The sequence below is a fragment of the Streptomyces sp. NPDC091280 genome (assembly GCF_044768565.1).
GTDB lineage: Bacteria > Actinomycetota > Actinomycetes > Streptomycetales > Streptomycetaceae > Streptomyces.
Genome location: NZ_JBIVUZ010000001.1, coordinates 85,409 through 105,080, shown reverse-complemented (window position 1 = coordinate 105,080; position 19,672 = coordinate 85,409). Strand labels below are relative to the sequence as shown.

Genomic DNA, 19,672 nt, shown 5'->3' with positions numbered 1-19,672 from the left:
TCTTCCGCCCCTGTGAAAATGAAATCGATGTCTCACGATCCGGACCATGGATAGAAACTCCCGTCCGGTGAGTGAGACTGGTGCAACCGATGACGGTATGAGGAAACGAGGTCGGATGATGCGTACGCGTCCGCTGAAAGTGGCGCTGCTGGGCTGTGGAGTGGTCGGCTCAGAGGTGGCGCGCATCATGACGACGCACGCCGACGACCTCGCCGCCCGCATCGGCGCGCCCATCGAGCTCGCGGGGGTCGCGGTACGGCGGCCCTCCAAGGTGCGCGAGGGCATCGACCCCGCCCTCGTCACCACCGACGCGACGGAGCTGGTCAAACGCGGCGACATCGACGTCGTGGTCGAGGTCATCGGCGGGATCGAGCCCGCCCGGTCCCTCATCACCACCGCCTTCGAGCACGGCGCCTCCGTCGTCTCCGCCAACAAGGCGCTGCTCGCCCAGGACGGCGCCGCGCTGCACGCCGCCGCCGAGCGGCACGGCAAGGACCTGTACTACGAGGCCGCCGTCGCCGGTGCCATCCCGCTGATCCGGCCGCTGCGCGAGTCCCTCGCCGGGGACAAGGTCAACCGCGTGCTCGGGATCGTCAACGGGACGACCAACTTCATCCTCGACAAGATGGACAGCACAGGCGCCGGATACCAGGAGGCCCTCGACGAGGCCACCGCCCTCGGGTACGCGGAAGCCGACCCCACCGCCGACGTCGAAGGATTCGACGCCGCCGCCAAGGCCGCCATCCTGGCCGGGATCGCCTTCCACACGCGCGTGCGTCTCGACGACGTCTACCGCGAGGGCATGACCGAGGTCACCGCCGCCGACTTCGCCTCCGCGAAGAACATGGGCTGCACCATCAAGCTGCTCGCCATCTGCGAGCGGGCCGAGGACGGCGGCTCCGTCACCGCGCGCGTGCACCCCGCCATGATCCCCCTCAGCCACCCGCTGGCCTCCGTGCGCGGCGCCTACAACGCCGTGTTCGTCGAGTCCGACGCCTCCGGGCAGCTGATGTTCTACGGCCCCGGAGCGGGCGGCGCCCCCACCGCCTCCGCCGTGCTCGGCGACCTCGTCGCCGTGTGCCGCAACCGGCTCAACTCGACCACCGGGCCCGGCGAGTCGGCGTACGCCGGACTGCCCGTGTCCGGCATGGGCGAGGTCGTCACGCGGTACCACATCAGCCTCGACGTCGCCGACAAACCGGGTGTTCTCGCACAGGTCGCCACCGTGTTCGCCGAGCACGGTGTCTCGATCGATACGGTTCGGCAGCAGGGGAAGGACGGCGAGGCCTCTCTCGTCGTCGTCACGCACCGCGCGTCCGACGCCGCCCTGGGCGGGACCGTCGAGGCGCTGCGCAAGCTCGACACCGTGCGGGGTGTCGCCAGCATCATGCGGGTTGAAGGAGAGTAACCAGCAATGACCCACCAGTGGCGCGGAATCATCGAGGAGTACCGGGACCGGCTCCCGGTGTCCGACAGCACGCCGGTCGTCTCCCTCCGTGAGGGCGGCACGCCCCTCGTGCCCGCGCAGGTGCTCTCCGAGCGCACCGGCTGCGAGGTCCACCTCAAGGTGGAGGGCGCCAACCCCACCGGGTCCTTCAAGGACCGCGGTATGACCATGGCCATCACGCGGGCCAAGGAGGAGGGCGCGCAGGCCGTCATCTGCGCCTCCACCGGCAACACCTCCGCGTCCGCCGCCGCCTACGCGGTGCGCGCCGGGATGGTCTGCGCCGTCCTCGTGCCGCGCGGGAAGATCGCGCTCGGCAAGATGGGCCAGGCCCTCGTGCACGGCGCGAAGATCCTCCAGGTCGACGGGAACTTCGACGACTGCCTCACCCTCGCCCGCGAGCTGAGCGACAACTACCCTGTGGCGCTGGTGAATTCGGTCAACCCGGTGCGCATCGAGGGCCAGAAGACGGCCGCCTTCGAGATCGTCGACATGCTCGGCGACGCGCCCGACGTGCACGTCCTGCCGGTGGGCAACGCGGGCAACATCACCGCGTACTGGAAGGGCTACAAGGAGTACGCCGGCGACGGCATCGCCGCGAAGACCCCGCGCATGTGGGGCTTCCAGGCGTCCGGTTCCGCGCCCATCGTGCGCGGCGAGATCGTCAAGGACCCCTCGACCATCGCCACCGCGATCCGCATCGGCAACCCGGCCTCCTGGCAGTACGCGCTCGCCGCGCGGGACGAGTCCGGCGGGTTCATCGACGAGGTGACGGACCGTGAGATCCTGCGCGCCTACCGGCTGTTGGCCGCGCAGGAGGGTGTTTTCGTCGAGCCCGCCTCCGCCGCCTCCGTCGCCGGTCTGCTGAAGGCCGCCGAGCAGGGCAAGGTCGACCCGGGCCAGACCATCGTCTGCACGGTGACCGGAAACGGTCTCAAGGACCCGGACTGGGCCGTCGCGGGCGCCCCGCAGCCCGTCACCGTCCCGGTCGACGCGGCGACGGCCGCCGAGCGACTGGGACTCGCGTAGAACGACATGTGACCCGCCCCGTGGGGGAGATCCCCGGAAGATCCCCACGGGGGGTGCACAGGGGGCTTACGACACGCATCGTGCGCCTCCTGTGCGCCCTATGTCGCCACAGAACCTTCCTTCGATAGGCTGTACCGAACCCGCCCGCCGCATATGCCTGCGCGCATGGCTCGGCACCGCGCCGTCTCCACGGCCCGAGGGTCTCCACGTACCTATCGGATGTCATCGAACTTCATCGCACTTCATCGAATGTCTTCGACAATCACGCAGCTCAAGGAGAGTCATCGAGCGATGGCCGGTCCAGCCTTCCGCGCCGCCGCCGTCCGGGTGCGCGTCCCCGCCACCAGCGCCAACCTCGGCCCGGGCTTCGACGCCTTCGGCCTCTCGCTGGGGCTCTACGACGACGTCGTCGTCCGTGTCGCCGACTCCGGGCTGCTCATCGACATCGCGGGCGAGGGCAGCGAGACCCTCCCGCGCGACGAGAACCACCTCCTCGTACGGTCCCTGCGCACCGCCTTCGACCTGCTCGGCGGACAGCCGCGCGGCCTGGAGATCGTCTGCGCCAACCGCATTCCGCACGGCCGCGGCCTGGGCTCCTCCTCCGCCGCCATCTGCGCGGGCATCGTTGCCGCGCGTGCCGTGACCATAGGCGGGGACTCCAGGCTCGACGACACGGCCCTGCTGGAGCTCGCCACCGAGATCGAGGGCCACCCCGACAACGTGGCGGCCTGTCTGCTGGGCGGCTTCACGCTCTCCTGGATGGACGCGGGCGCCGCGCGGGCGATCAGGATGGACCCCGCCGATTCCATCGTTCCGGTGGTTTTCGTGCCCGGGAAGCCCGTCCTCACCGAGACCGCGCGCGGCCTGCTCCCGCGCAACGTCCCGCACGTCGACGCCGCCGCCAACGCGGGCCGCGCCGCACTGCTCGTCGAGGCCCTCACCCGGCGCCCCGAGCTGCTGCTGCCCGCCACCGAGGACCGGCTGCACCAGGAGTACCGGGCCCCGGCCATGCCCGAGAGCGCCGCGCTCGTGGAGCGGCTGCGCGCGGACGGGGTGCCGGCCGTCATCTCCGGTGCCGGGCCCACCGTGCTGGCCCTCGTCGACGCCGACAACGCCGACAAGGTGGCCCATCTCGCCGGTGAGGGCTGGGCCGCCAACCGGCTCGACCTCGACGGACAGGGCGCGTGCGTGCTGCCGCTCGCGGCCCCGAGCAGCGCCCCGAGCGGCAATTGACTACGTACCGTCGCCGGATTTCGAGAGGGGGAATGTTTGTTGGATCCGGTAGTGTTAATCTCAAGTCTGCACCCGACCCCACCATGGCGAGGTGCTTGTTGTCCCCGTCAGGGACAGACATTCTTCCGGGAGCCTCCCAAACCACACTCTGTTCCGTCCGGGCACTGAGTGGTTCGCCGGGCACGCTCCGGAAGCCGGGAAAGCTCCGGAATTGGTGCGACCAAGCAACGTGACACAGCCACTCGGTGCCACTGCTCTGGGAAGCGCCGTCACCAGAAATCTCTTCCGCCGCTTAGGCGGACCACCGCCCCGGCACGGTTCACACAGCAAGGACCGAAGCCGGACAGCACAACCGGTCGCCGAGCCAGACAGGCCGACGTCCGCTCCAGGGAAGGACCCTTCGTGAGCGACACCACCGATCTGATGGGCGCACGTGTCGAGGAGACCGCTGCCGCGCCCGCCACGGACGCCTCCGCGCCTGCCACCGGTGCCGGCTCCCGGCGGCGCCGCGGTACCGGCCTCGACGGCATGGTGCTGGCCGAGCTTCAGCAGGTCGCATCCGGCCTCGGCATCAGGGGCACCGCGCGCATGCGCAAGAGCCAGCTGATCGAGGTCATCAAGGAGGCGCAGGCGGGCGGAGGTGCTCCGGCCAAGGCCGAGACCGCCACCGAGACCAAGCCCAAGCGCCGCGCCACCTCCAAGACCCGTACGGGCGAGGAGACGGCTGCCCCGGCCGAGCAGAAGGCCGAGAAGGTCGCCGCCGAGAAGGCCGTGGCCCAGCAGCAGATCGAGATCCCCGGCCAGCCCGCTGGGGGCCCCTCCCGCGCGAGCGAAGTCGAGCGTGGGGGAGAGGACGCTCCGGTCGAGCGTCGTCGGCGCCGTGCGACCGCCGAGGCGGGCAGCCCGGAGACGGTCGTCGCCGAGGTCAAGAGCGAGCCGAGGGCCGAGACGCCCGCCGCCGCGCAGGGCGAGGCCAGGGGCGACGCCGGTGACGACGGCCGCCAGGGCCGCCGGGACCGCCGCGAGCGCGGTGGCCGCCAGGACCGCGAGCGCGGCGACCGCCGCAAGGGCGACGAGCAGCAGGGCGGCGGCCAGCAGCAGGACCGCCAGCAGGGCGGCGGCCGGCAGGACCGCCAGCAGCAGGGCCAGCAGCAGAGCGGTGGCCGCCAGGACCGTCAGGACCGGCAGCCGCGCGACAACGGCCCGCAGGACGACGACGACTTCGACGGCGGACGCCGTGGCCGTCGCGGCCGGTACCGCGACCGCCGGGGCCGTCGCGGCCGTGACGAGTTCGGTGGCGCCGCGGGCGAGCCGCAGGTCGCCGACGACGATGTGCTGATCCCCGTCGCGGGCATCCTCGACATCCTCGACAACTACGCGTTCATCCGTACCTCCGGCTACCTGCCGGGCCCGAACGACGTCTACGTCTCCCTCGCCCAGGTCCGCAAGAACGGCCTGCGCAAGGGCGACCACGTCACCGGCGCGGTCCGCCAGCCGAAGGAGGGCGAGCGCCGCGAGAAGTTCAACGCGCTGGTGCGCCTCGACTCGGTCAACGGCATGGCGCCCGAACACGGCCGCGGGCGGCCGGAGTTCAACAAGCTGACGCCGCTGTACCCGCAGGACCGGCTCCGTCTGGAGACCGACCCGGGCGTGCTGACGACCCGCATCATCGACCTCGTCGCGCCCATCGGAAAGGGCCAGCGCGGTCTGATCGTGGCCCCGCCGAAGACCGGCAAGACCATGATCATGCAGGCCATCGCCAACGCGATCACGCACAACAACCCCGAGTGCCACCTGATGGTCGTCCTGGTCGACGAGCGTCCGGAAGAGGTCACCGACATGCAGCGGTCGGTGAAGGGCGAGGTCATCTCCTCGACCTTCGACCGCCCGGCCGAGGACCACACCACGGTCGCGGAGCTGGCCATCGAGCGCGCCAAGCGCCTGGTGGAGCTGGGCCACGACGTCGTCGTCCTGCTCGACTCGATCACGCGTCTGGGCCGTGCCTACAACCTGGCCGCGCCCGCCTCCGGCCGCATCCTCTCCGGTGGTGTCGACTCGACGGCGCTGTACCCGCCCAAGCGCTTCTTCGGCGCCGCGCGCAACATCGAGGACGGCGGTTCGCTGACCATCCTCGCGACCGCGCTCGTCGACACCGGCTCGCGCATGGACGAGGTCATCTTCGAGGAGTTCAAGGGCACCGGCAACGCCGAGCTCAAGCTCGACCGGAAGCTCGCCGACAAGCGCATCTTCCCCGCGGTGGACGTCGACGCGTCCGGTACCCGTAAGGAAGAAATCCTGCTCGGCAGCGACGAGTTGGCCATCACCTGGAAGCTGCGCCGGGTGCTGCACGCGCTCGACCAGCAGCAGGCGATCGAGCTGCTCCTCGACAAGATGAAGCAGACGAAGTCGAACGCGGAGTTCCTGCTCCAGATCCAGAAGACGACCCCGACTCCGGGCAACGGGGACTGAGGGAAGTCAGCGTCTTAGGAGGGCCGTCCCCGTGCTCCGGGGGCGGCCCTCCGCGTTGTCGGTGCCCCGCTGTAGGATCACGCCCTTCGGACTCGTTTTCGACGATCGTCCGAACTTCTGATCCCGAGGGGGGACTTGAATGGGTACGCCCATGCCTGGGGCCGGTCGGCACAGACGCCGGATCCGTTTCGGTCTGCCGGTCGCCGCGGTCGGTGTCGCCGCCGCCGTGGCCGCCGCGCTGATGACGACGTCCGCCGGCGCGGCCACCGCGCTGCCGACGCCGACCGCGAAGCCCGTCGTCAGCCAGCCGTCGCTCGACACGCTGAAGAAGCGCATCGCGGGCGCCGAGGCCGGTGACGACATCGCCGGTCAGACGACCAAGAAGTCGTCCCGGAGCGCGAGCACCACGGCCACGACCGCCAGCCCGAAGATCATCGGCGGTACGACGACCACCATCAGCACCGCGCCGTACATGGCGCAGCTCTGGTACTACGACGACAAGGGCACCACCAGCGAGGCCGACGACATCGGCTTCTTCTGCGGCGGCTCGGTCATCTCGCCGTCGAAGATCCTCACCGCCTCGCACTGCGTCAAGGGCTACAACTGGGCCAAGAACGGCACGGTCGTCACCAGCGCCACCGTGCTGCCGACCACCGACGCCGACAACAACGTCGACCTGCACGGCGGCCAGGCCACCGCGGTGCTGCGCCAGTGGAACCACCCGTCGTACAACGCGACGACGATCGACAACGACGTGGCGGTCCTCACCCTGGCGGCGCCCGTCAAGGCGACCCCGATCCGGATGACGACGAACACCGACACCACGTCGTACACGGGCACGGCCGCCAAGACCGCCAAGGTCTACGGCTGGGGCCGCACCAGCTCCACCACGCAGGACATCTCCGAGACGCTGAAGACGGCCTCGCTGCCGATCCAGTCGGACGCCACCTGCTCCGGCGCCTACGGCAGCCTGTACATCAAGGGTCACAACGTCTGCGCGGGCGAGCCCGCCACCGGCAGTGACACGGGCACGACCGCCATCTGCAACGGCGACTCCGGCGGCCCGCTGGTCGTCGCCGGCCGGATCGTCGGTGTCGTCTCCTGGAGCGCCGACGACGGCGTCGCCGGCCACGACTGCGTCGTCGAGGGGTCCTACGGCGTCTTCGCGAAGGTCAGCGCGTACGTCGGCGCGGCCTACGCGCAGGTCGACGACGGCAACCTCAGCTACACCGACAACAAGGCCGACGTCTTCGCCCGCAAGTCCTCCAGCAAGGTGGGCTACGAGCTGGACTCCAAGGGCACCTCGCTGGCCACCCGCGTCTCCCTGGGCGACTGGGGCGGCGTCAACCTGGTCCGCTCGGCCGACCTGAACCGGGACGGCTACCAGGACTGGATCTACCGGACCACGTCCGGCGCGGTCTACTGGGACCACTTCGTGCTCAACAGCGCCCGGGACGACGGCAGTTGGGCCAGCACGAAGATCTTCGCCAACTGGAAGACCCGCACCCGGATCATCGCCCCCGGCGATGTCACCGGCGACTACCTGCCCGACCTGATCTCGGTCGACAGCTCCGGTGTCCTGTGGATCTATCCGGGCAAGGGCAACGGCACCTTCGCCTCGCCCTCGCGGGTCGGCGGCGGCTGGAGCCAGTACAACGCGGTGGTCGGCCACGGCGACTTCAACGGCGACGGCAAGGCCGACCTCATCGCCCGCAACAAGAGCACCGGCGCCGTCTACCTCTACAAGGGCGCCGGCAAGTCCGGCACGGGTGCCTTCGCGGCCCGCGTGAAGGTGCGCAGCTGGCCCAGCTACAACGCGTTCGACGCGGTCGGCGACTTCAACGGCGACGGCAAGGCGGACCTCCTGATCCGCAACGCGAGCGGCTCGCTGTACCTGTACCCGGGCACCGGCAAGGCCACCAGCGAGATCTTCGGCACAGCGAAGTCTCTGGGCACCGGTTTCCAGCAGTACGACATCTTCGGGTGAAATCCCAGGTGAGCGTGGTCTGACCCGCTGACTCGACTACACAGAGTGCCCATCGCCGTACGCGATGGGCACTCTGCGTTGTGCAACCCTTTGTCGAGTTTCCCCGTCTGACCAGGCGGACGAAAATGGAGCGGTACCCACCGCGCCTCACCCTGAAAGCAGGGGGTAACCGACCGGACGAGAGACCGAGGAGCCCATGTCCGCCGAGAGCACGCCGGAGCCCGGCATACCGGGCAAGGACGGCAACAGCGGCCCGCGCCACCGCGCCAAGGGCCGCAAGCAGAAGAACCGCAGTCCGCGCCACAAGGCCCTGATGATCACGGCCTGGGTCGCGGGCGGCGTCCTGGTGCTGGGCGGTACCGGCGCCGGATACGTGTACTTCAAGCTCAACGGCAACATCAAGAGCGTCGACATCAACCAGGCCCTCGGCACCGACCGGCCGGTCAAGGTCGACAACGGCTCCGAGAACATCCTGGTCCTGGGCTCCGACTCGCGCTCCGGCAGCAACAAGAAGCTGGGCGGCGGCACCGACGACGGCAGCGCCCGCTCCGACACCGCGATGATCATCCACGTCTACAAGGGCCACAAGCGGGCCAGCGTGGTGTCCATCCCGCGCGACACCCTCGTCGAACGGCCCGCGTGCACCGACACCAAGGGCGTCACGCACGACGCGGCCTCCGGCGTGATGTTCAACGAGGCGTACTCCACCGGCGGCGCCGCCTGCACGGTGAAGACCGTCGAGTCCATCTCCGGTCTGCGCATGGACCACTACCTCGAAGTCGACTTCGCCGGCTTCGAGAAGCTCATCAACGAGCTCGGCGGGGTCCGGATCACCACCACCAAGGACATCAAGGACACCCAGAGCCACCTCGACCTCAAGGCCGGCGAGCACACGCTCAACGGCTCGCAGGCGCTCGGCCTGGTCCGCACCCGGCACGGCGTCGGCGACGGCTCCGACCTCGGCCGCATCCAGCTCCAGCAGGCGTTCATCAAGGCCCTGGTCAACCAGGTCAAGCACGTCGGCCTGCTGACCAGCCCGACCAAGCTCTTCGATCTCGCGAACACCGCCACCCAGGCCGTCACCACCGACTCCGACCTCGGCTCGGTGAACTCCCTCACGTCCTTCGCCAACGGCCTCAAGGGCATCAGCTCCGCCAACATGACCATGGTCACCATGCCGGTCGAGTACGACCCGGCCAACCCGAACCGCGTGATCATCGAGAAGGCGAAGGCCCAGCTGGTCTGGAACGCCCTCAAGAACGACCTGGCGATCCCGGCGGCGGCGACGAAGGGCACGGCCACCGGTCAGGCCAAGGGTGTCGTGACCTCGTCGTAGACCGCGCGCGGGGCCAGGGGAATAGATCACGGACGGACCCCGTTTTGGGGGATGGCGCCAGTCCTGGCAGACTGGACAGTCGGCCCCGGTTCACGCCCCCGCATCCGCGGACGGCGACCCGGCGCCCTCCCGAACCTAGGAGACACCTTGAAGCGCGAGATCCACCCCGAGTACGTCGAGACCCAGGTCAGCTGCACCTGTGGCGCGTCGTTCACCACCCGCAGCACGATCACGAGCGGCACCATCCGCGCCGAGGTCTGCTCCGAGTGCCACCCGTTCTACACGGGCAAGCAGAAGATCCTCGACACCGGTGGCCGCGTGGCCCGCTTCGAGGCCCGCTTCGGCAAGGCTGCCGCCGGCTCCAAGAAGTAGCGAGCCTCAATTTCGCCGGTCCACGGCCACGCCCCTCCACAGGCGTGCCGGGACCGGCGTTTTTGGTCGCCCGCCTTCCCTTTCTTCACCGCATTTCAGGAGCCCAAGATGTTCGAGGCTGTCGAGGACCTCATCGGCGAGCACGCCGACCTTGAGAAGAAGCTCGCCGACCCGTCGGTCCACGCCGACCAGGCCAACGCGCGCAAGCTGAACAAGCGCTACGCCGAGCTGACCCCGATCGTCGCCACGTACCGCTCCTGGAAGCAGACCGGCGACGACATCGACACCGCGCGTGAACTCGGCGCCGACGACCCGGAGTTCGCGGCCGAGGTCAAGGAGCTGGAGAAGCAGCGCGAGGAGATCACGGAGAAGCTGCGGCTGCTGCTGGTGCCGCGTGACCCCAACGACGACAAGGACGTGATCCTTGAGGTCAAGGCGGGCGCGGGCGGCGACGAGTCCGCCCTGTTCGCCGGCGACCTGCTGCGCATGTACCTGCGGTACGCGGAGCGCGTCGGCTGGAAGACCGAGATCATCGACGCCACCGAGTCCGAGCTGGGCGGCTACAAGGACGTCCAGGTCGCCGTGAAGACCAAGGGCGGCCAGGGTGCCACCGAGCCCGGCCAGGGCGTGTGGGCCCGCCTGAAGTACGAGGGCGGGGTGCACCGCGTGCAGCGGGTGCCCGCGACCGAGTCCGCGGGCCGTATCCACACCTCCGCCGCCGGTGTCCTCGTCACCCCCGAGGCGGAGGAGGTCGACGTCGAGATCAACCCGAACGACCTCCGCATCGACGTGTACCGGTCCTCCGGCCCGGGTGGCCAGTCCGTCAACACGACCGACTCCGCGGTGCGCATCACGCACATTCCCACCGGAGTCGTCGCCTCCTGCCAGAACGAGAAGAGCCAGCTGCAGAACAAGGAGCAGGCGATGCGTATCCTGCGCTCCAGGCTGCTCGCCGCGGCACAGGAGGAAGCGGAGAAGAACGCCGCCGACGCCCGCCGCAGCCAGGTCCGCACGGTCGACCGCTCCGAGAAGATCCGTACCTACAACTTCCCGGAGAACCGCATCTCCGACCACCGCGTCGGCTTCAAGGCGTACAACCTGGACCAGGTCCTGGACGGCGACCTCGACGCGATGATCCAGGCTTGCGTGGACGCGGACTCGGCCGCCAAGCTCGCGGCGGCATAAGGAACATACGCACGACCCAGTACGACACGGAGGAATGCGTGAACCTGCTGCTCGCAGAGGTGGCACAGGCCACTCAGCGGCTGGCCGACGCCGGCGTGCCCTCGCCGCGCAACGACGCGGAGGAGCTCGCCGCGTTCGTGCACGGTGTGAAGCGGGGCGAGCTGCACTCCGTGAAGGACGCGGACTTCGACGCCCGCTACTGGGAGACCATCGCCCGCCGCGAGCAGCGCGAGCCGCTCCAGCACATCACCGGCCGCGCCTTCTTCCGCTACCTGGAACTCCAGGTCGGGCCGGGGGTGTTCGTGCCGCGCCCCGAGACCGAGTCGGTGGTCGGCTGGGCCATAGACGCGGTCCGCGCGATGGACGTCGTGGAGCCCCTGATCGTGGACCTCTGCACCGGATCCGGCGCCATCGCGCTCGCCCTCGCCCAGGAGGTCCCGCGCTCCCGGGTGCACGCCGTGGAGCTGTCCGAGGACGCCCTCCAGTGGACCCGCAAGAACATGGAGGGCTCCCGCGTCGACCTGCGGCAGGGCAACGCCCTGGACGCCTTCCCCGACCTCGACGGCCATGTCGACCTGGTCATCTCCAACCCGCCGTACATCCCGCTCACGGAGTGGGAGTACGTGGCGCCCGAGGCCCGGGACTACGACCCCGAACTCGCCCTGTTCTCGGGGGAGGACGGCCTCGACCTGATCCGCGGCATCGAACGCACCGCGCACCGGCTGCTGCGCCCCGGAGGTGTCGTCGTCATCGAGCACGCCGACACCCAGGGCGGCCAGGTGCCGTGGATCTTCACCGAGGAACGTGGCTGGGCCGACGCCGCCGACCACCCCGATCTCAACAACCGCCCGCGCTTCGCGACCGCCCGCCGGGCGACGCCGTGACCGCCGCCCCGACTTTCGACCCGCAGCAGTACGCGTACGAGGAGGCCTGTTAGACATGGCACGGCGATACGACACCAATGACGCGACCGACCGCACGACGGGTCTGCGCGAGGCCGCGTCCGCCGTCCGCCGGGGCGAACTCGTGGTCCTGCCGACCGACACGGTCTACGGCATCGGGGCCGACGCGTTCTCCTCGGAGGCCGTCGCCGATCTGCTCGACGCCAAGGGCCGGGGCCGCAACATGCCCACCCCCGTCCTCATCGGCTCCCCGAACACCCTGCACGGCCTCGTCACGGACTTCTCCGAGCTGGCCTGGGAACTCGTCGACGCGTTCTGGCCCGGCGCCCTCACCCTGGTGGCCAAGCACCAGCCGTCCCTCCAGTGGGACCTGGGCGACACCCGGGGCACGGTCGCCGTCCGCATGCCGCTGCACCCGGTCGCCATCGAGCTGCTGACGGAGGTCGGCCCGATGGCGGTGTCCTCCGCGAACCTCACCGGCCACCCCTCGCCGGAGACCTGCGACGCGGCCCAGGAGATGCTCGGGGACTCCGTCTCCGTGTACCTCGACGGCGGTCCGACGCCCGGCAACGTGCCGTCGTCGATCGTCGACGTCACCCGCGAGGTGCCGCTGCTGCTGCGGGCGGGCGCGATCTCGGCCGAGGAGCTGCGGAAGGTCGTCCCCGACCTCGAGGTGGCGAATTGACAGCCCCTGACGCGGGGCGTGGCATAGGCAACGGGGAAGTGACGGGGACCTTCGGGCTCCCCATGGACAGCTTCCGCATCCTCCACGTCAGCACCGGCAATGTGTGCCGCTCGCCGATCACCGAGCGGCTGACCCGCCATGCCCTGGCGGACCGGCTCGGCGACCCGCTGTGGGGCGGGCTCATCGTGGAGAGCGCCGGCACCTGGGGCCACGAGGGCGCGCCCATGGAGACCAACGCGGCGACCGTCCTCACCGACTTCGGCGCGGACCCCTCCGGGTTCACCGGCCGCGAGCTGCTCGACGACCACGTCATCCGCGCCGACCTGGTGCTGACCGCGACCCGGGACCACCGCCAGCAGGTCATCTCCATGGGCCACTCGGCGGGCCTGCGCACCTTCACCCTCAAGGAGTTCACCCGCCTGGTGAAGGCGATCGACCCGGCCACCCTCCCGCCCCTGGAGGACGGCATGGTGGCCCGCGCCCGCGCCCTGGTCCGCGCGGCAGCGGCCCTCCGCGGCTGGCTGCTGGCCCCCACCGCCGAGGCCGACGAGGTCTTCGACCCCTACGGCGCCCCCCTCCCGTTCTTCCGCTCCATCGGCGACGAGATAAACCAGGCGATCGATCCGGTGGTCACGGCGTTGACGGGCGTACCGGCGAAGACCTGACCGGGCGGGCCCGCGAAGACCTGACAACGACCGCGCGTCCCACCCGCCCCGGGCCTACATTGGACGTACGTCATCGTCGACGGCTCGGAGTCCACCATGTCGGTCACCCCTGTCCTTGAGGCCGATGTCCTGCGCCGGCAGGACCCCGAGCTGGCCGGGATCCTGCTCGGGGAGCTGACCCGGCAGTCGACGACGCTCCAGCTGGTCGCCGCCGAGAACTTCACCTCGCCCGCCGTGCTGGCCGCGCTCGGCTCCCCGCTCGCCAACAAGTACGCCGAGGGCTACCCCGGCGCCCGCCACCACGGCGGCTGCGAGATCGTCGACGTGGCCGAGCGCGTCGCCGTGGACCGCGCCAAGGCACTGTTCGGCGCCGAGCACGCCAACGTGCAGCCCCACTCCGGCTCTTCGGCCGTACTGGCCGCGTACGCCGCGCTGCTGCGCCCCGGTGACACCGTCCTCGCACTGGGGCTCCCGTACGGCGGTCATCTCACCCACGGCTCGCCCGCGAACTTCTCCGGGCGGTGGTTCGACTTCGTGGCGTACGGGGTCGACGCCGAGACCGGGCTCATCGACCACGGCCAGGTGCGCGCCCTCGCCCGTACGCACCGGCCCAAGGCGATCGTCTGCGGCTCCATCGCCTACCCCCGGCACATCGACCACGCCTTCTTCCGCGAGGTCGCCGACGAGGTCGGCGCCTATCTCATCGCCGACGCCGCCCACCCCATCGGCCTCGTCGCCGGGGGAGCGGCGCCGAACCCGGTGCCGTACGCCGACGTCGTGTGCGCCACCACCCACAAGGTGCTGCGCGGGCCGCGCGGCGGGATGCTGCTGTGCGGGAGCGAGCTGGCCGAACGGGTGGACCGGGCCGTCTTCCCGTTCACGCAGGGCGGCGCGCAGATGAACACCATCGCCGCCAAGGCCGTCGCGTTCGGCGAGGCGGCGACGCCCGCCTTCACGGCGTACGCCCATCAGGTGGTCGCCAACGCCCGGGTGCTCGCCGCGGGTCTCGCGGCGGAGGGGCTGGTCGTCACGACGGGCGGCACCGACACCCATCTGATCACCGTCGACCCGCTGCCGCTGGGCGTCGACGGACGCACCGCCCGCGGTCGACTCGCCGCCGCGGGAATGGTGTTGGACTGCTGCGCGCTCCCGCACGGCGACACCCGGGGCCTGCGGCTCGGCACCGCCGCGGTGACCACGCAGGGCATGGGGGAGCAGGAGATGGCGCGGATCGGCGCGCTGCTCGCGGGGGTGCTGCGAGGAAGAGCGGAGAGCCGCGAGGCGCGTGACGAAGTGCGGGATCTTGTGGGTGGATTCCCGCCGTATCCGGGCTGAACGGGGGTAGCCGTACTCAGGCACACAGCCACACGTGCAACCATCGTCGCTACCCGGAAGTCCCCAACCATATGCGTCCCTCGCTAGGGTGTGGGGCTGAGATGGCCAGCGAGACCTGTGGGGAAGCCTGTGCGTGAATACCTGCTGACGCTCTGCGTGACGGCCGCGGTGACGTATCTGCTGACCGGGCCGGTGCGGAAGTTCGCGATCGTGGCCGGGGCGATGCCGGAGATCCGGGCCCGTGACGTGCACCGGGAACCGACTCCGCGGCTCGGCGGTATCGCCATGTTCTTCGGACTGTGCGCCGGTCTGCTGGTCGCGGACCATCTGACCAACCTCAGCGAGGTCTTCCAGAACTCGAACGAGCCGCGCGCGCTGCTCTCCGGCGCCGCCCTGATCTGGCTGATCGGTGTCCTGGACGACAAGTTCGAGATCGACGCCCTGATCAAGCTGGGCGGTCAGATGATCGCCGCCGGTGTGATGGTCATGCAGGGTCTGACGATCCTGTGGCTGCCCATCCCGGGCGTCGGCAACGTGGCGCTGACCCAGTGGCAGGGCACCCTGCTCACGGTCGCCCTGGTCGTCATCACGATCAACGCGGTCAACTTCGTCGACGGCCTCGACGGGCTCGCCTCCGGCATGGTCTGCATCGCCGCCGCCGCGTTCTTCCTGTACGCCTATCGCATCTGGTACTCGTACGGCATCGAGGCCGCCGCCCCGGCCACGCTGTTCTCGGCGATCCTGATGGGCATGTGCCTGGGCTTCCTGCCGCACAACATGCACCCGGCGCGGATCTTCATGGGCGACTCCGGCTCGATGCTGATCGGGCTGGTGCTGTCCGCGGGTGCGATCTCCATCACGGGCCAGGTCGACCCGGACGCGCTCCAGCTGTTCCTGAAGTCCGAGAAGGCGGCCGTGCATTCGACGGTGCCGGTCTACATCCCGCTGCTGCTGCCGCTGACGATCATCGCGGTGCCGGCCGCCGACCTGGTGCTGGCCATCGTCCGGCGCACCTGGCGCGGTCAGTCGCCGTTCGCCGCGGACCGCGGCCATCTGCACCACCGGCTGCTGGAGATCGGCCATTCGCACAGCCGGGCGGTGCTGATCATGTACTTCTGGTCGGCGCTGATCGCGTTCGGCGCGCTGTCCTACTCGGTCAACTCGGCCTCGATGTGGATCGTCCTGGGCATCGTCTTCCTGAGCGCGATCGGGCTGGTGCTGCTTCTGCTGCCGCGCTTTACCCCGCGTGCGCCGCGTTGGGCCGAGCACCTGGTGCCGCCGCGTTACCGGCGTCGCAGGGCGGCGGTCGAGCCCGTGGCGGTGCTGGCGGAGGAGGACCGCGATCCGCGTCCGCCGGTTGTCGCCGGTGTGTCAGGAGTCAACGGAGCGACCGCTGTCGGCGCCCGTTCGCGGCTCCTGGACGGGCGTAAAGCCGAGTCCTCGCGCTGACGCCAAGGTAAGAATCTGACTAAAGCGTTGCCATCTCGTGGGCAGACAAAGCCTCCCCATACCAGACAAGTTGGCCGCTATTTTGCACAGACGCGCGCTATCACTCTCATGTGTGACAGCAAGCACACCTTCTAGGTAAAGACCGCATCAAATAGTTTGTGATACGGTTCACGAGAACCCGGGACAGAGCCGAAGGACCGTAGTGCGACGGTCCATTGGCGTGAGGTTCTCTCTCATCCCGGGACTACGCTCGTCCATGACGACACGCCCCCCTTAGCAAGCGGAGTTGCCGCCATGCCGTCCAATGACGCCCGGATTCTCCTTCAGGCCGCTGTGCCCACAGCTGCCGTCGGCGCGATTGCCGCCGTCGTCAGTGGTGTGGTCGCCGGCGGCGAAGGAGCCATTGGGGCAGCCGTTGGGACGCTGATCGTGATCCTCTTCATGGGAATCGGGCTCTACGTTCTGCAGCGCACCGCGAAATCGCTTCCGCACCTGTTCCAGGCGATGGGCCTCATGCTCTTCGCGGCACAGATCCTGCTGTTGTTCATCTTCCTCGCCGCGTTCAAGCACACCACGCTGTTCAATCCCAAGGCCTTCGCGTTCACCCTGCTCGCCGGAACCATCGTCTGGACCGCCGCGCAGACCCGTGCACACATGAAGGCCAAGATCCTCTACGTCGAGCCCGAGAAGTCGGGGCACTCGTCGTGAGAGGTAGGGCCGGGATAAGAGCACGTAAGCGACCCTGCTATCGTCCGGTGCCAACTGCGGCATCGCGGGCGCGGGCATCTGAGCTGACGCCTGCTCACACGCGAGGCTCGATGCCCCACTGCCGCCCCCACATCCGTTACACCAGTCCAGTGCCGAACCGCGGCTGCGCGCCGCGCCGACACAACGAGGTTGCCGTACCTATGCGCCACGCTGAAGGAGCCCGCGGTGAGTGCTGACCCGACGCAGGTGCTCGCCTTCGAGACCGACTGCCACATCTTCGACGGCTGTGGCTTCCCGGCTCCCGGCCTGCACTCGTTCCTGTTCAAGCCCCTTCTGGGGGACGGCGACAGCAACGTGTACTTCAACAAGCCGATGCTGCTGGCGCTGATCGGCTCGGTCATCGTTGTCGGCTTCTTCTGGGCCGCCTTCCGCAAGCCGAAGGTCGTCCCCGGCAAGCTGCAGATGGTCGCCGAGTCCGGCTACGACTTCATCCGCCGCGGTGTCGTCTACGAGACCATCGGAAAGAAGGAAGGCGAGAAGTACGTACCGCTGGTCGTCTCGCTCTTCTTCTTCATCTGGATGATGAACCTCTGGTCGATCGTCCCGGTCGCCCAGTTCCCGGTGACCTCGATCATCGCGTACCCCATCGTCCTCGCGGCGATCGTGTACATCGTCTGGGTCTCGCTGACCTTCAAGCGGCACGGATTCGTCGGCGCCTTCAAGAACTTCACCGGCTACGACAAGTCGCTCGGCGCGGTCCTCCCGCTGGCGATGGGCATCGAGCTGCTCTCGAACCTGATCGTCCGGCCGTTCACGCACGCGGTCCGACTCTTCGCGAACATGTTCGCGGGCCACACCCTGCTGCTGCTCTTCACGATCGCCAGCTGGTACCTGCTCAACGGCATCGGCATCGCCTACGCGGGTGTCTCCTTCGTCATGGTGATCGTCATGACGGCCTTCGAGCTGTTCATCCAGGCCCTGCAGGCGTATGTCTTCGTGCTGCTGACCTGCACCTTCATCCAGGGCGCGCTCGCCGAGCACCACTGAGCACCCCCTCCCGAACCCCCCTTAGCGTCCGGTGGCCAACCCCCGCCGGTCCGTACAGATAAGGAAGAATCAGCATGGCTGCCACTGAGACCCTCGCCGCCGTCTCCGGCTCCCTCGGCTCGATCGGCTACGGCCTCGCCGCCATCGGTCCCGGCGTCGGCGTCGGCATCATCTTCGGTAACGGCACCCAGGCCCTTGCCCGTCAGCCCGAAGCTGCCGGCCTGATCCGCGCCAACCAGATCCTCGGCTTCGCCTTCTGTGAGGCGCTCGCCCTCATCGGCCTGGTCATGCCGTTCGTCTACGGCACCTGATCCGTCGATCAGCAACCGCCCCCTAGACGAAAGGCACTGACATGAGCCAGGACATGAGCCAGCTGCTCATTCTGGCGGCCGAGAAGGAGAACCCTCTCGTCCCGCCGATCCCCGAGCTTGTCATCGGCCTGATCGCCTTCGTCATCGTCTTCGGCTTCCTCGCCAAGAAGCTCCTCCCGAACATCAACAAGGTTCTGGACGAGCGCCGCGAGGCCATCGAGGGCGGTATCGAGAAGGCCGAGGCCGCCCAGACCGAGGCGCAGAGCGTGCTTGAGCAGTACAAGGCTCAGCTCGCCGAGGCCCGGCACGAGGCCGCGCGCCTGCGCCAGGAAGCGCAGGAGCAGGGCGCCACGCTCATCGCGGAGATGCGCGCGGAAGGCCAGCGGCAGCGCGAGGAGATCGTCGCCGCCGGTCACACCCAGATCGAGGCCGACCGCAAGGCCGCTTCGCAGGCACTGCGCCAGGACGTGGGCAAGCTCGCCACCGACCTGGCCGGCAAGCTCGTCGGCGAGTCCCTTGAGGACCACGCCCGGCAGAGCCGCGTCATCGACCGCTTCCTCGACGAGCTCGAGGAGAAGGCCGAGGCCGCGCGATGAATGGAGCGAGCCGCGAGGCCCTGGCAGCCGCACGCGAGCGTCTCGACGCGCTCACGGACTCCACGTCCGTGAACGCGACGCAGCTCGCCGACGAACTGGCCGCCGTCACCGCGCTGCTCGGCCGTGAGGTGTCCCTGCGCCGGGTCCTCACCGACCCGGCGCAGGACAGCGAGGCCAAGGCCCAGCTCGCCGAGCGCCTGCTCGGCGGTCAGGTCGGCGGCCCCGCCCTCGACCTGCTGTCCGGCATGGTGCGCTCCCGCTGGTCGCAGTCCCGCGACCTGGTGGACGCGCTGGAGGAACTGGCGGCCACCGCCGACCTCACCGCCGCCCAGCAGTCGGGCCAGCTCGACGACGTCGAGGACGAACTGTTCCGGTTCGGCCGGATCGTCTCCTCGGACACCGGGCTGCGGGCCGCGCTGACCGACCGCGCGGCGGGCGCCACGGCCAAGAGCGAACTGCTGCGCAGCCTGCTCGGCGGCCGGGCCAAGCCGGCCACCGAACGGCTGGTGACGCGCCTTGTGACCGCGCCGCGTGGACGTAGCCTGGAAGCGGGACTCGAATCCCTGTCCAAGCTCGCCGCCGAGCGCCGCAGTCGCCTGGTCGCGGTCGTCACCACGGCGGTCCCGCTGAGCGACCCGCAGAAGCAGCGCCTGGGCGCCGCCCTCGCGAAGCTCTACGGCCGTCACATGCACCTGAACATCGACGTCGACCCCGTGGTCGTCGGCGGTATCCGGGTGCAGGTCGGCGACGAGATCATCAACGGCTCCATCGCGGACCGCCTCGATGACGCCACCCGCCGCATGGCGAGCTAGCAGTACCACAACAAAGACGTAGTAAGGCGGCCCGAGTTGGGCCGTGCAGAGGATTCACCTCGTTCAGGGGGGAGTCCCCCATCCCCCCAAGTGAAACTTCGGGCCCA

Annotated in this window: 18 protein-coding genes; all 18 read left to right on the top strand. The window is 69.5% G+C overall.

Features of this window, described 5'->3' with window-relative positions; genetic code table 11:
- The first annotated feature begins 115 nt into the window (after positions 1–115).
- The 18 genes from ACIQPR_RS00475 (at position 116) to ACIQPR_RS00390 (ending at position 19,565) form a co-directional block, all read left to right on the top strand.
- Complete coding sequence (locus ACIQPR_RS00475) at positions 116–1,408, top strand: homoserine dehydrogenase (RefSeq protein WP_403639705.1); 1,293 nt, start codon at positions 116–118, stop codon at positions 1,406–1,408.
- A 6-nt stretch (positions 1,409–1,414) separates the two neighbouring features.
- Positions 1,415–2,473: a threonine synthase gene (gene thrC, locus ACIQPR_RS00470; RefSeq protein WP_403639702.1), complete on the top strand. Its 1,059-nt coding sequence runs from the start codon at positions 1,415–1,417 to the stop codon at positions 2,471–2,473.
- A gap of 291 nt (positions 2,474–2,764) precedes the next feature.
- Positions 2,765–3,706, top strand: a complete 942-nt coding sequence (thrB, locus tag ACIQPR_RS00465) for a homoserine kinase (protein ID WP_403639699.1) — start codon at positions 2,765–2,767, stop codon at positions 3,704–3,706.
- Between the two features lie 402 nt (positions 3,707–4,108).
- On the top strand, positions 4,109–6,175 hold the full coding sequence (gene rho, locus ACIQPR_RS00460) for a transcription termination factor Rho (protein WP_403639697.1): 2,067 nt from the start codon (positions 4,109–4,111) through the stop codon (positions 6,173–6,175).
- Between the two features lie 151 nt (positions 6,176–6,326).
- Positions 6,327–8,162, top strand: coding sequence for a trypsin-like serine protease (locus ACIQPR_RS00455; protein ID WP_403639694.1), 1,836 nt, complete (start codon positions 6,327–6,329; stop codon positions 8,160–8,162).
- A gap of 196 nt (positions 8,163–8,358) precedes the next feature.
- Positions 8,359–9,498, top strand: a complete 1,140-nt coding sequence (locus ACIQPR_RS00450) for an LCP family protein (RefSeq protein ID WP_403639691.1) — start codon at positions 8,359–8,361, stop codon at positions 9,496–9,498.
- Between the two features lie 147 nt (positions 9,499–9,645).
- Entirely contained in the window at positions 9,646–9,870 is a 225-nt protein-coding gene (gene rpmE / locus ACIQPR_RS00445) for a 50S ribosomal protein L31 (protein WP_030049623.1), read from the top strand.
- 108 nt (positions 9,871–9,978) lie between these two features.
- Positions 9,979–11,055 carry a peptide chain release factor 1 gene (gene prfA, locus ACIQPR_RS00440; protein WP_403639688.1) on the top strand — a complete coding sequence of 359 codons (1,077 nt, stop codon included), beginning with the start codon at positions 9,979–9,981 and terminating at the stop codon, positions 11,053–11,055.
- A 38-nt stretch (positions 11,056–11,093) separates the two neighbouring features.
- Positions 11,094–11,939 (top strand): peptide chain release factor N(5)-glutamine methyltransferase, encoded by an 846-nt coding sequence (gene prmC, locus ACIQPR_RS00435; RefSeq protein ID WP_403639685.1) that lies wholly within the window; start codon positions 11,094–11,096, stop codon positions 11,937–11,939.
- Positions 11,940–11,994: 55 nt separating this feature from the next.
- On the top strand, positions 11,995–12,642 hold the full coding sequence (locus tag ACIQPR_RS00430) for an L-threonylcarbamoyladenylate synthase (RefSeq protein WP_403639682.1): 648 nt from the start codon (positions 11,995–11,997) through the stop codon (positions 12,640–12,642).
- Positions 12,639–13,307, top strand: coding sequence for a protein-tyrosine-phosphatase (locus tag ACIQPR_RS00425; RefSeq protein WP_359602192.1), 669 nt, complete (start codon positions 12,639–12,641; stop codon positions 13,305–13,307). Before ACIQPR_RS00430 ends, ACIQPR_RS00425 begins: the two co-directional genes overlap by 4 nt.
- Before the next feature lie 96 nt (positions 13,308–13,403).
- A complete protein-coding gene (glyA, locus tag ACIQPR_RS00420; RefSeq protein WP_403639679.1) occupies positions 13,404–14,642 on the top strand; it encodes a serine hydroxymethyltransferase in 1,239 nt (412 codons plus the stop codon).
- A gap of 129 nt (positions 14,643–14,771) precedes the next feature.
- Entirely contained in the window at positions 14,772–16,091 is a 1,320-nt protein-coding gene (locus ACIQPR_RS00415) for an MraY family glycosyltransferase (protein ID WP_403639676.1), read from the top strand.
- 294 nt (positions 16,092–16,385) lie between these two features.
- Complete coding sequence (locus ACIQPR_RS00410) at positions 16,386–16,799, top strand: hypothetical protein (RefSeq protein ID WP_381242762.1); 414 nt, start codon at positions 16,386–16,388, stop codon at positions 16,797–16,799.
- A 210-nt stretch (positions 16,800–17,009) separates the two neighbouring features.
- The gene (gene atpB / locus ACIQPR_RS00405) at positions 17,010–17,846 is read left to right on the top strand and encodes a F0F1 ATP synthase subunit A (protein WP_403642797.1); all 837 of its coding nucleotides are present in this window, start codon (positions 17,010–17,012) and stop codon (positions 17,844–17,846) included.
- Between the two features lie 74 nt (positions 17,847–17,920).
- Positions 17,921–18,157: an ATP synthase subunit C gene (locus tag ACIQPR_RS00400; protein WP_043683105.1), complete on the top strand. Its 237-nt coding sequence runs from the start codon at positions 17,921–17,923 to the stop codon at positions 18,155–18,157.
- A gap of 53 nt (positions 18,158–18,210) precedes the next feature.
- Positions 18,211–18,753 (top strand): F0F1 ATP synthase subunit B, encoded by a 543-nt coding sequence (locus tag ACIQPR_RS00395; RefSeq protein ID WP_093629142.1) that lies wholly within the window; start codon positions 18,211–18,213, stop codon positions 18,751–18,753.
- Positions 18,750–19,565: a F0F1 ATP synthase subunit delta gene (locus ACIQPR_RS00390; RefSeq protein ID WP_403639671.1), complete on the top strand. Its 816-nt coding sequence runs from the start codon at positions 18,750–18,752 to the stop codon at positions 19,563–19,565. Before ACIQPR_RS00395 ends, ACIQPR_RS00390 begins: the two co-directional genes overlap by 4 nt.
- The last annotated feature ends 107 nt before the right edge of the window (positions 19,566–19,672 follow it).

Bases quoted from the DNA above. Each gene is read 5' to 3' on its own strand.
- ACIQPR_RS00475 (WP_403639705.1), top strand. From the start codon at position 116: ATGATGCGTACGCGTCCGCTGAAAGTGGCGCTGCTGGGCTGTGGAGTG.
- thrC (WP_403639702.1), top strand. From the start codon at position 1,415: ATGACCCACCAGTGGCGCGGAATCATCGAGGAGTACCGGGACCGGCTC.
- thrB (WP_403639699.1), top strand. From the start codon at position 2,765: ATGGCCGGTCCAGCCTTCCGCGCCGCCGCCGTCCGGGTGCGCGTCCCC.
- ACIQPR_RS00455 (WP_403639694.1), top strand. From the start codon at position 6,327: ATGCCTGGGGCCGGTCGGCACAGACGCCGGATCCGTTTCGGTCTGCCG.
- ACIQPR_RS00450 (WP_403639691.1), top strand. From the start codon at position 8,359: ATGTCCGCCGAGAGCACGCCGGAGCCCGGCATACCGGGCAAGGACGGC.
- prfA (WP_403639688.1), top strand. From the start codon at position 9,979: ATGTTCGAGGCTGTCGAGGACCTCATCGGCGAGCACGCCGACCTTGAG.
- ACIQPR_RS00430 (WP_403639682.1), top strand. From the start codon at position 11,995: ATGGCACGGCGATACGACACCAATGACGCGACCGACCGCACGACGGGT.
- glyA (WP_403639679.1), top strand. From the start codon at position 13,404: ATGTCGGTCACCCCTGTCCTTGAGGCCGATGTCCTGCGCCGGCAGGAC.
- ACIQPR_RS00410 (WP_381242762.1), top strand. From the start codon at position 16,386: ATGCCGTCCAATGACGCCCGGATTCTCCTTCAGGCCGCTGTGCCCACA.
- ACIQPR_RS00400 (WP_043683105.1), top strand. From the start codon at position 17,921: ATGGCTGCCACTGAGACCCTCGCCGCCGTCTCCGGCTCCCTCGGCTCG.
- ACIQPR_RS00395 (WP_093629142.1), top strand. From the start codon at position 18,211: ATGAGCCAGCTGCTCATTCTGGCGGCCGAGAAGGAGAACCCTCTCGTC.
- ACIQPR_RS00390 (WP_403639671.1), top strand. From the start codon at position 18,750: ATGAATGGAGCGAGCCGCGAGGCCCTGGCAGCCGCACGCGAGCGTCTC.